9 protein-coding genes are annotated in these 11,441 nt (G+C 68.0%); 6 read left to right on the forward strand and 3 right to left on the reverse strand.

Annotated features, from left to right (window positions below; genetic code table 11):
- Positions 1–58 precede the first annotated feature (58 nt).
- Together ACEN8U_RS18585 and ACEN8U_RS18590 are read left to right on the forward strand one after the other, a co-directional pair.
- Positions 59–1,453, forward strand: a complete 1,395-nt coding sequence (locus ACEN8U_RS18585) for a sigma-54 dependent transcriptional regulator (protein ID WP_013589202.1) — start codon at positions 59–61, stop codon at positions 1,451–1,453.
- Positions 1,454–1,765: 312 nt separating this feature from the next.
- Positions 1,766–2,737: a thymidylate synthase gene (locus tag ACEN8U_RS18590; RefSeq protein WP_041745654.1), complete on the forward strand. Its 972-nt coding sequence runs from the start codon at positions 1,766–1,768 to the stop codon at positions 2,735–2,737.
- An 89-nt stretch (positions 2,738–2,826) separates the two neighbouring features.
- Here ACEN8U_RS18590 and ACEN8U_RS18595 read toward each other — a convergent pair whose 3' ends face one another.
- Entirely contained in the window at positions 2,827–5,286 is a 2,460-nt protein-coding gene (locus ACEN8U_RS18595) for a DUF6600 domain-containing protein (RefSeq protein WP_015003435.1), read from the reverse strand.
- Positions 5,287–5,558: 272 nt separating this feature from the next.
- Positions 5,559–6,272: an ArsR/SmtB family transcription factor gene (locus ACEN8U_RS18600; protein ID WP_041746355.1), complete on the reverse strand. Its 714-nt coding sequence runs from the start codon at positions 6,270–6,272 to the stop codon at positions 5,559–5,561.
- A 217-nt stretch (positions 6,273–6,489) separates the two neighbouring features.
- Between ACEN8U_RS18600 and ACEN8U_RS18605 the strand changes: the two genes are divergently transcribed.
- From ACEN8U_RS18605 to ACEN8U_RS18620, 4 genes are all read left to right on the forward strand, one after another.
- A complete protein-coding gene (locus tag ACEN8U_RS18605; RefSeq protein WP_013589198.1) occupies positions 6,490–6,621 on the forward strand; it encodes a hypothetical protein in 132 nt (43 codons plus the stop codon).
- A 419-nt stretch (positions 6,622–7,040) separates the two neighbouring features.
- Entirely contained in the window at positions 7,041–8,192 is a 1,152-nt protein-coding gene (locus tag ACEN8U_RS18610; RefSeq protein ID WP_015003432.1) for an MFS transporter, read from the forward strand.
- Entirely contained in the window at positions 8,192–9,355 is a 1,164-nt protein-coding gene (locus ACEN8U_RS18615; RefSeq protein ID WP_041745652.1) for a GlxA family transcriptional regulator, read from the forward strand. Before ACEN8U_RS18610 ends, ACEN8U_RS18615 begins: the two co-directional genes overlap by 1 nt.
- Before the next feature lie 94 nt (positions 9,356–9,449).
- Positions 9,450–9,956 carry an acyl-CoA thioesterase gene (locus ACEN8U_RS18620; protein ID WP_013589195.1) on the forward strand — a complete coding sequence of 169 codons (507 nt, stop codon included), beginning with the start codon at positions 9,450–9,452 and terminating at the stop codon, positions 9,954–9,956.
- 70 nt (positions 9,957–10,026) lie between these two features.
- Here the strand turns inward: ACEN8U_RS18620 and fumC are convergent, their stop codons facing one another.
- Entirely contained in the window at positions 10,027–11,427 is a 1,401-nt protein-coding gene (gene fumC / locus ACEN8U_RS18625; RefSeq protein ID WP_041745650.1) for a class II fumarate hydratase, read from the reverse strand.
- Positions 11,428–11,441 lie beyond the last annotated feature (14 nt).

The raw sequence follows: 11,441 nt of genomic DNA on the forward strand, positions 1-11,441 counted from the left end.
AATTGCGGTTCAGGTGCGTGCATCATCCTTAACGTTCGTTGACGAGAGGATCTGAATAATGGAACCCGCAACGCGGCAACTGATTTACGTTTCGCGCGAGCCGAGCGCGGAACTCAACACCCGCTTCCACCAGCGCGGCTGGCATGTGGAAGTGGTGGGATCGGCGCGCGACGCGCGCCGGGCCGTACGCGCCGGTTCGGCAGCGGGTGGCCTGCTCGACCTGTCCAGTCATTTCCAGCCGCATGAAATTGCCGCTTTCGAATCCTGTCTGACCATGCCGAATGTCGGCTGGGTCGCCGCGACCATGCCCGGTCAGCTTCAGGACGCGGCGCTGCGCCGCCTCGTGCGCGATTATTGTTTCGACTATGTGACGGTACCGTATTCCGGCGACCGGATCGTCGACTCGGTCGGCCATGCGTACGGCATGATTTCGCTCGGCGAACCGGCTTCCAATGACGCCTCGCAAGGCGCCGAAGGCGAAATGGTCGGCTCGTGCGACGCCATGCTCGCGCTCTTCCGCTCCATCCGCAAAGTCGCAATGACGGACGCGCCGGTGTTCATTTCCGGCGAATCGGGCACCGGCAAGGAACTGACGGCAGTCGCGATTCACGAACGCTCGGCGCGGCGCAACGCGCCCTTCGTGCCGATCAACTGCGGCGCGATCCCGCCGCACCTGCTCCAGTCGGAACTCTTCGGCTACGAACGCGGCGCGTTCACGGGCGCGAACCAGCGCAAGATCGGCCGGGTCGAAGCGGCCAACGGCGGCACGCTTTTTCTCGATGAAATCGGCGACCTGCCGCTCGAAAGCCAGGCCAGCCTGTTGCGCTTTTTGCAGGAGCGCAAGGTCGAGCGGCTGGGCGGCCATTCCGCGATCGACGTGGACGTGCGGATCATTTCCGCGACGCACGTGGACATGACCGCCGCGATGATCGAGGGACGTTTCCGCTCGGACCTGTATCACCGCCTGTGCGTGCTGCAGATCGACGAACCGCCGCTGCGCGCGCGGGGCAAGGACATCGAGCTGCTCGCGCGTCATATGCTTGAGCGTTTCAAGAAGGACGCGAGCCGGCGGCTGCGCGGTTTCGCGCCGGACGCTATCGCGGCTTTGCACAACTACGGCTGGCCGGGCAACGTCCGCGAGCTGATCAACCGCGTGCGGCGGGCGATCGTGATGTCCGAGGGACGTGCGATCACCGCGCGCGACCTCGAACTGGCCGAGTATGTCGAGATCGTGCCGGTGTCGCTCGCTCAGGCGCGCGAAGCCGCCGAGCGCCAGGCTATCGAGCTTGCGTTGCTGCGTCATCGCGGGCGGCTCGGCGACGCCGCGCAAGAGCTCGGTATTTCCCGCGTGACCTTGTACCGGCTGCTCTGTTCGCATGGCATGCGTCATATGGAAAGCGAACCGCTGTCGACGTCGCACGGCGGCTTGCCGGCTTCGGTGCCGCATCTCTGAAACGCGGCGGGGCGTGCTTGTGAACGCCTTGGGGCGCTGAGGCGGCCCGGCGGTTGCAAGCCGCGGCCTTTGCTGCACTTGCCGCACCTCGCTGCACTTTGTTGCGTCTTGTCGCGCGGGGTTGTCCGCCGCGCCCCCTGTTGGTTCCCGTTCGCTGGGTCTCGCGCCTCTCGCGCGTATTTGCGCATTCTGTGCGCTGCGGATGCGTCGGCGTGAATGCCGGCGCCGGATGGCCGCGCTTGGTAAAATCGGGTTTTCCGCTCAATCTCGCCGCGCGCCGCCTGGCGCTTGCGCCGCGCCGAAGGAACCCGCATGAAACAATACCTGGACCTCGTCCGCACGATTCTCGACACCGGCACGTGGCAGGAGAACCGCACCGGCATCCGCACGATCAGCATGCCGGGCGCCATGTTGCGCTTCGATCTCCAGCAGGGTTTCCCGGCGGTGACAACGAAGAAACTCGCGTTCAAGTCGGCCGTGGGCGAACTCGTCGGCTTTCTGCGTGCGTCGCGCAGCGCGGCGGATTTCCGCGATCTCGGCTGCAAGGTGTGGGACGCGAACGCGAACCAGAATCCGCAGTGGCTGGCCAACCCGTATCGCGAGGGGCCGGACGATCTCGGCGACGTGTACGGCGTGCAATGGCGCCAGTGGCCGGCCTACAAGGTGCTGGACGCCGGCGCGGCCGCGCAGCTCGCCGACGCGACCGCGCGCGGCTTTCGCGTAATGACGGAGTTCGACGAAAACGGCAGCCGCAAGGTGCTGCTGTATAAGGCAATCGATCAGTTGCGCCAGTGCCTCGACACGATCATGCAGAACCCGTCGGACCGGCGCATTCTGTTTCATGCGTGGAACCCGGCGGTGCTGGACCAGATCGCGCTGCCGGCGTGCCATCTGCTTTATCAGTTCCTGCCGAACGTCGCGCGTCGCGAGATTTCGCTGTGCCTGTACATCCGCAGCAACGACGTCGGGCTCGGCACGCCGTTCAACCTGACCGAGGGCGCGGCGTTGCTGCATCTGGTCGGCCGGTTGACGGGCTATACGCCGCGCTGGTTCACGTACTTTATCGGCGACGCGCACATCTACGAAAATCAGCTCGACATGCTGCAGCAGCAGCTCACGCGCGAGCCTTATGACAGCCCGACGTTGGCTATTTCCGACCGCGTACCGGACTATGCGCAGACCGGTGTGTACGAACCCGAATGGCTGGAGAAGATCGAGCCGTCAGATTTTTCGCTGATTGGCTACCGGCATCACGAACCGCTGACAGCGCCGATGGCCGTTTGAGACAGGCGACAGGAAAGAGCCCCCGCGATGCGCAATCGCGGGGGCTTTTTTATGCAGCGGAGCGGCGGCTTGCGAAGTAGCGAAGGCGCTCACCCTCGGTGATGCTCGTCGTGGCCACCGCCCGAATGCTGGTCTCCATGCGGAGCCTGCGGTTGCGGCTGCGGATGAGGCTGCTGCGCCTGCGGCTGCGGACGCGGCTCCTGACGCGGCTGCATCTGCGGCTGCGGATGAAATTCGGGACGAGGTTGCTGCTGCGCTTGCGGCTCGGGACGCGGCTGAACCTGCTGCGGATGAAACTCCGCACGAGGCTGCGGCTGCGGCTGCGCACGCGGTTCCTGACGCGGCTGCATCTGCTGCTGCGGATGAAACTCAGCACGCGCCTGCTGTTGCGCCCGCGCATCGAACCCCGGCTGCGACTGCTGCGGACGACCCTCCGGACGTGGCGCCTGTTGGACCTGCGCCCGCTCGACCGCCTGCGGCCGGTATTGCTGCTGCGCCGGCTGTGGAACCCGCTGCTGCGATTGCGCTTCTCCCACACGTGGCCGTTGCGCAAACGCCGGATTGTCGACAGGATGCGGCGTCTCGCGCTGGCGCATCGCTGCGTTGGCGTCGGCACCCGCCTGCTGCGGGACGCCGGGCCTTGCCGCCTGCGGGTCCCCACCGCCTCGCGGCCGGCTCTGCTGCGCTTCCTGGGCCATCGGCACGTGCGGCTGTGTCCACGCCGGCTCATGGCGGCCGTCGGTCGCGGCTTGCTGAGCCATGCCGTGTTGTTGCGCAAAGCCCGACGCATTGCCGCCGTTCTCACGCGGTGGACGCGGCACGCCGTTCGACGGCGCACCCGCCGCCTGCACACCGGCCCCGGGCTGCGGAACCGGCGCCCCTGCTGCCGCGCCCGGCATCCGCCCGGGCAGATGCGACTGCACGATCCGCACATTCTGCGTCGGCAAGGCACCGGCCCCGCCGGCGAAGCGAGCAGGCACCGACGTTCGCACGATCGGCTGCCCCGCGCCCGGCACGCGCGCCCCGCTCTGGGCGAAGCGCTGGGCAAGAGCGTCGTGGTAAGCCGGCGGTAGCGACGGACTGCGCGTCGCCACCACCGGACGGCTCATGACGCCCGCCGGCGGCCGGTCGCTCGCCCGGCGCTGACCGGGGCCGAAGCTCTCGCGCACCGGCGCGATGCCGGGCGCGCCCGGATTGATCCGCGCATTGCGCCACTGCGCGGGATCGACCTTCTGCGCGAAGCGGCCCACCGGCTGCCCGTGCACGAAAGCCGTCGCCGGCACGGCGGTCACGGCCCGCGGCGCCCGATAGTTGATGTACGTGTTATGGATGTTGGTGATGTGGTAGTTGTTGACCACCGTCGTTTGATTGACGCGTTCGTAGTAGCGCGGGCTCCAGTTGTCGTGCCCACCCCATTGCGGATGCCAGCGCTCGCCCGGGCCGAGCGGGAACCACGCTACGCCCGCTGCTATCGCGCCGCCAATCGCCAGATTCACGCCCCAGTCGACACCGCCGCCGCCACCGCCGACGAAAGCCACCAGCGCCGGGGCGTAGACCGGGGGCGCGCTCACCACGACGGGGCCGGGCACCCATGCCCAGGCATCGTCGACATAAGCCCAGCGGCCATAGTGGTAGGGCGCGAAGCCCCACGGCGCGTCGTCGACCCACGTCCAGCCCCACGGCGCCTGCCAGACCCAGTGGCCGTCGTGGTAAGGCGCCCAGCCGGCGGGCGTCGCGCGCGGCACCCACACTTCGCCGTACTCCGGGCTGGTGCGCCAGGTGCCGTTGGCGTCGAGGTCCTGGTAACCCGGAATTTCGCGCGAGACGTAGCGCGCCGACACGGAGCGGTCTTCCGCAGCGTCGCGGCTCGCGGCCCATTGGTCGAAGGCGTCCGGGCCCGGCACGCCGTTGTCCGCGAGCGCCTGCAGGTTGGTCCCGGCAAAGCGCATCTGCTGGCCGGCGGCGATCGGCACCTCGCCGCCGTCGCCGTAAACCGTCGCGTTGCCGCTGCGCACGGTGACGGTGGTGCTGCTGCCGTCCGGCGCGACGTCGACGCGGTAGTCGCCCGGTCCGTTCAAACCGAGCGCGAGGTTCGGCGTGTCGATTTCATATGAAGACCCCGGCGGCAGCTCCCGCACATGCGCCGACAGCGTGCCTTGCGCGACCTTGAGCTGCGCGCTGTTGTCGTCGAGGTTGAGCAGGTCGAGGCTCGTGGACTGACCGAGCCGCACGGCCGTCGAGCCGATATGCAGTTCCGAGCGCGCGTTCTGATCGTTCCACAACTGGTCGCCGGTGGTTAGCGGCCGGTTGATCTGGGCGTAAGACCAGTCGGCGGCGCCGGCGGGTTCCGTGGTGACGGTTCCGGCCATGTAGTTCAGGCGCGCGACGCGCCCCGGCGGATCGGTGTTCTGTGTGGCCGCGCCTTGCGGCGGAGGGCCGGCTTCCTGCGCGAGCGCGCACTGCGTTGCGAACAGAAAGGCCGCGGTCGCGAGCAGCGTATAGCCGAGGGTGCGATGTCTGGACGGTAGGCGTGGTGTCATGGTTTTCATGATGCGTTCTCCGACGGACGATGCACATGCAGCATCCGTGAACCACTCTACCCGTACCGTCTGTTTCAAGGCCCCCACATTTGTAAGGCCGGCTCACCAGCGGTAACAAAAGGTCTCGATCGGCCTCTCGATCAGGCCTCGACGGGCCTTTTGACCGGGCCTTTTCCCACTTTCCCCGCATTCGGCGAAGATGCAGCCGCCCCAACCGCGCTTTTCGAGAGCTTCGAGGCGGCGTCGCATCGCGTCGCTGCCTCGCTGCCTCGCCGCCTCGCTCACTCGGCGAGAAACGCGTCGAAATGCCGATGACCCGCCGGCGTAATCCGCAGAATGCGCGGCCGCTCGGTTCGTTCGACCCAGCCGCGAGCCGCCCACGATTCGAGCAACGCTGCGCCGAGCGCGCCGCCCAGGTGCGGGCGCCGTTCGCTCCAGTCCGGGCACGTGCAGGCAAAGCGGCGCCGGCGGCTGCGCTGCGCGGACAGGTCGATGCCCCAGTCGGCGAAGCGGGCGGCGCCGTCCGCCGTGGCTTCCAGCGACGTGCCTTGCACGCTCAGCAGGCCGCGCCCGACGAGCCGTTCGAAGACGCGCACCGACAATTCGCCCGCCATATGGTCATAACAGGTGCGCGCGTAGCGCATCTCGGTCGGCACGGTGCGCACCGGTCGCGGCGCCGGACGCTGCGGCGCGCTGACTTGCGCGACGTTGGCGAGCGCCTCGATGGACGCCGCGATGTCCGCCGACGCAATGCGAAAGTAGCGGTGCCGGCCGCGTACCTCGAGCGCGAGCAGCCCGCCGTCCGTAAGACGCGCAAGATGGGCGCTGGCCGCCGACGGCGACAGTCCCGCGATCATCGTCAATTCGCCGGCGGGGCGGGCGCTGCCGTCCATGAGCGCCCACAGCATGGCGGCGCGGCCGGGGTCCGCCAGCAGCGCGCCGATCCGGCTGAGGCCGGGAAAATGATTGTGTTCGTCTGCGAGGATGGCGGGCATGGGGTGCTCCATGGTCAGTCGTGTGGGCGCTGCGCGGGCCGCGCAACGTGTCATGCAGCCACTTTACGCGGCCCATGCATTCGATGTTTCAGCTTAGCGTGAACCGTGGATTGCAGCAGCTACGAAAACCCGGCGCCGCCGCATGCGGGATTGGGCTTCTGCGTGCGCCTGCCGCGCCAGGCTAGAATCGACGCCTGTCTTTGCAGGGAACGCGGTCATGAAAATGGTGTTGGCGCTGGTGGCGTCCATTGTGTTGCTGGGCGCTTGCGCGCAGGGCGGTTCGGCATCGGGCAACGGCAGCGTCACGATGTACGGCACGATCGACGAGGGTATTACTTTCCACAAGTAACCGGCCGATAGGCTCATGGCGTGCCGCGGGTGTCGCCGGGTTGGCAGTAAGTGATGCATCATTGTCATGACTGCCACGCGCGGTCATGTGACGATGAGGCTTTCGTCACTCGAGCCGTCTCGCTCACCGTGGCCGCCCCAGCGTGAATGGCCGCTGTGCGGGCGGTGACCGCCAGGGCCACTTTTCGCCGCCGGGACCGATCCATGCCGCCTGCCGCTTCTGCCACAACTGCTGCTTCGACAACCGCGGTCACCACCGACGCCACAAACGCCGTAACAACCGCCGCCACAACCGCCGTCACCACAACCGCCGCCCCAACCGCCGCTCCCGCGACCGGCTCCGCTCCGCCCGCGGCGGACCGGCACGGCTCAGACCCCGAGGGCCGGCGCGCCGCGCGCGTCCTGGCGGTCTGCCAGGCGTTGTACACCTCATCGGTATCGATCGATCTCACGCTGACGGGGCTCGTCGGCTATACGCTCGCCGACGACAAGGCGCTCGCCACGCTGCCTTTCTCGCTGATCACCGTGGCCGCCGCGCTCACAACCATCTTCGCGTCGTTCCTGATGGCGCGCATCGGCCGCCGCGCGGGCTTCGTGCTCGGCGCGGGCGTCGGCGCGCTGGGCGGCGCCGTGTCCGTGTGGGCGATTTTTCACCACGATTTCTGGGCCTTTTGCGCCGGCACCGCGACGGTCGGCGTGTTTCAGGCGTTCGCGCAGTACTACCGGCTCGCTGCCGCCGACGCCGTCGGGCTCGAAGGCAAGAGCCGGGCGATTTCGACGGTGCTCACCGGCGGCGTGGTCGCGGCCGTGTGCGGGCCGCTGCTCGCCGCGTGGAGCAAGGACTGGCTCGCGCCGGTGGCCTTCGCGGGCTCGTATGCGCTCGTCACCGGACTCGGGCTCGCGTCGATCGTGCTGCTGATGCTGCTGTACCGCGACATGGCGCCCGTGCCCGCCGCGGTCGCGTCGCATGACGCACCGCGGCCCCTCGGCGAGATCGTGCGGCAGCCCATTTTCGCGGCGGCGCTCGCCAACAATGCGCTCGGCTACGCCGTCATGATGTTCGTGATGACCGCGACGCCGATTGCGGCGGTGGCGTGCGGTCACAGCATCGGCGACGGCGCCGCGATCATTCAGTGGCATCTGGTCGGCATGTTCGCGCCGTCGCTGTTTTCGGCGCGGTTGATCGGGCGCTTCGGGGTATTGCCGGTGATCGGCGCGGGCATCATGCTGTCGGCGCTGTGCGGCGTGTTCGCGCTGCGTTCGACCGACCTGGCGCATTTCTACGCGGCGCTCGCGTGTCTCGGCGTCGGCTGGAACTTCATGTTCGTCGGCGGCTCGACGCTGCTTGCGCAGTCCTACCGGCCGTCCGAGCGCGCGAGGACGCAGGCCACCAGCGAATTCGCGACCTTTGCGTGTTCCGCGCTCGGTTCGCTGTTCGCCGGGCAATTGCTGGCGCGTTTCGGCTGGGCGACGATCAATGCGGCCATCTTCCCGCTGCTCGCCGTGGCGGCGCTTGCGACGCTGGCCTATGCGCGCTCGGCGAGGCGCCGCGCGGCCGCAGGAGTGGCGTGATGAGCGTGCGGCATATTGTGTTCGCCGTTGCACCCGATCTCGTGTTGCTCGACGCGTGCGGACCGCTGGAGGCGTTCTGGCGCGCGGAGCTGGCCATGGCGGCGGGCGGCGGGAATGGCGCTGGGAATGACACCGGGAATGATGCCGGAAGTAGCAACGGCCAGCGCGCGTTGTCCATGCCGGGGGCGCCCCCGGCGCGGCCCGTGGCCTATCGCACGACGGTCGCCTCCGTCGACGGCGGTGTCCTGCAGACGTTTCCGGGCCTGCCGGTCGTGACGGAGCGGCTCGACTCGCTCGACGCCGAACCGATCGACACGTTGATCGTCCCGGGCGTTCCCGTCGACGAGCACCGCCCGCTGCAGCCTGAACTGGTCGCGTGGATCAGGCGCAATGCGCCGCGCGCCCGCCGTGTGTGCTCGGTCTGCACCGGCGCGTTTTATCTGGCCGCGGCGGGCCTGCTCGACGGCCGTCGAGCGACCACGCATTGGCGCGACGCGGCGCAGCTGGCGCGCCGTTTTCCCAATGTTCATGTCGACGCCGATCCGATTTTCATCCGCGACGCCGGCAGCGGCGCAGGCGAGCGCGCCGTCTGGACCTCGGCGGGCGTGACCGCGGGCATCGATCTCGCGCTGGCGCTCATCGAGGAAGATCTCGGTCATGCCGTCGCGATGCAGGCCGCGCGGCGGCTCGTCGTCTTCATGAAGCGGCCGGGCGGCCAGTCGCAGTTCAGCGCGGCGCTGGCGGCACAGGCGTCGGCGGGCGGGCCGTTCGACGCTCTCCATAGCTGGATGGCCGCGCATCTGCGTGAAGATCTGACAGTCGAGCGGCTTGCCGAGCGCGCGCGCATGACGCCGCGCACGTTCGCGCGCCGCTATGTCGACGAAGTGGGGCGCACGCCGGCAAAGACGGTGTCGGCGCTGCGTCTGGAGGCGGCGTCGCGGGCGCTGGCCGAATCGCGCCGGCCGCTCAAGCGGATCGCGCTCGACTGCGGTTTCGGCAGCGAGCAGAATCTGCGGCGCGCATTCGTGCGGCGCTTCGGCGTGCTGCCGCTCGAGTATCGGGAACGGTTCATGTCGGCGGTGGCGTCGTCGGCGGGTGGCGTGGCGGTCGGTGTCGATGCCGGCGTCGGTCTCGCGGACCGCGCGGGCGTCGCCGCCCGCTGAAAGGCGCGGCCGGAAGCCCGATTCGTGGCTACGCCGTCAATATTGCGCTCGTATAATCGGCTCCTTTCAATGCATCCGATTGACCGGAGTCAAGATGAGCAGCCATCCCGCAGCGCCGTTGGACCGTTCCGAAACCACCTTCCGTTTTCTCGCCGAACCGAGTTCGGTCAACTTCGGCGGCAAGGTGCACGGCGGCGCGCTGATGAAGTGGATCGACGAAACCGCGTACGCCTGCGCGGCCGTGTGGTCGGGGCGTTATTGCGTGACGGTGAGTGTCGGCAACATCCGCTTTCGCCGGCCGATTCTGGTCGGCAACCTCGTGGAACTGCGCGCGCGCGTCGTGGCGACGGGGCGCACGAGCATGCATATTCACGTGTCGGTGCAGGCCGGCGACCCAAAGGGCGGCGAGTTGCTGCAAACCACGGATTGCCTCGTCGTGATGGTCGCCGTCAACGAGAACGGCCACCCGGTGCAGGTGCCGTCGTTCGTGCCTGAGACCGACGAGCAGAAGCGCCTCGCCCGCTACGCGATGGACGTCAAGGAAGCGCTCGACGCGATCGTCGAACTGAAGCCGGAAGAAGTGGCACAGGGCAAGATCTGAACGCCTGGGTGCGGCGGCGCTGAGCGGGCGGCTCGCCGCGAGCCGCCCGACCTGCGAAGTGGGGGCGCCATCACGGCGCCGAGTGCCCCACCATATCGCCCGGACGGACCCATTCGTCGAACTGTTGCTCCGTCACGTGGCCGAGCGCGAGCGCCGCGGCTTTCAGCGTGGTGCCTTCCTTGTGCGCCTTCTTTGCGATCTGCGCGGCCTTGTCGTAGCCGATATGCGGATTGAGCGCCGTCACCAGCATCAGCGATTCGTTGAGCAGCGTGTCGATCCGCTCGCGGTTCGGCTCGATGCCGACCGCACAGTTCTCGTTGAAACTGTGCGCGCCGTCCGTCAGCAGACGGATGGATTGCAGCACGTTGTGCGCGATCATCGGCCGGAATACGTTGAGCTCGAAGTTGCCGCTCGCGCCGCCGATATTCACCGCGACGTCGTTGCCGAACACTTGTGCGCAGAGCATGGTCACGGCTTCCGACTGCGTTGGGTTGACCTTGCCCGGCATGATGGAGCTGCCCGGCTCGTTTTCGGGAATGGACAGCTCGCCGAGCCCGCAGCGCGGGCCGCTGGCGAGCCAGCGGATGTCGTTCGCGATCTTGTTCAGGCTCGCGGCCACCGTCTTCAGCGCGCCGTGCGCGAACACGAGCGCGTCGGCTGCGGCCATCACTTCGAACTTGTTGGGCGCGGACACAAAGGGCACGCCCGTGAGCTGCGCGATGGCCGCCGCCACTTTCTGCGCGAACTGCGGATGCGCGTTCAGACCAGTGCCGACCGCCGTGCCGCCCTGCGCGAGTTCATACAGATGCGGCAACGCCGATTCGACGTGACGAATGCCGTGATCGAGCTGCGCGACATAGCCGGAAAATTCCTGACCGAGCGTGAGCGGCGTGGCGTCCTGCAAATGCGTGCGGCCGATCTTGACGATGCCGGCAAACGCCTTCGCCTTGCCGTCGAGCGTATCGCGCAGCGTCTTCAGCGCAGGCAGCAGATGCTTGACGATGCCATGCGCGGCGGCCACGTGCATGGCCGTCGGGAACACGTCGTTCGACGATTGCCCGCGGTTCACGTCGTCGTTCGGATGGACCTTGCGCGACTCGCCGCGCTGGCCGCCGAGCAGCTCGCTCGCGCGATTCGCGATCACCTCGTTGAGGTTCATGTTGGTCTGCGTACCGGAGCCGGTTTGCCAGACCGCGAGCGGAAATTCTTCGGGATGCTTGCCGTCGATGATCTCGTCGGCCGCCTGCATGATCGCGCGCGCCTTGTCTTCGGCGAGCATGCGGAGGCCTAAGTTCACCTCGGCTGCGGCGCGCTTGATGACGGCGAGCGCGGTGATCAGTTCGGGCGACTGCTTCTCGGTGGAAATGCGGAAATTCTGCAGCGAGCGCTGCGTTTGCGCGCCCCACAGGCGGGCATTGGGCACGGCGATTTCACCGAACGTATCGCGCTCCATTCGTACGTCTTCAGTCATGGTTCAGCTCCGCT

The sequence above is a fragment of the Paraburkholderia phenoliruptrix genome (genome assembly GCF_047325075.1).
Classification (GTDB): domain Bacteria; phylum Pseudomonadota; class Gammaproteobacteria; order Burkholderiales; family Burkholderiaceae; genus Paraburkholderia; species Paraburkholderia phenoliruptrix.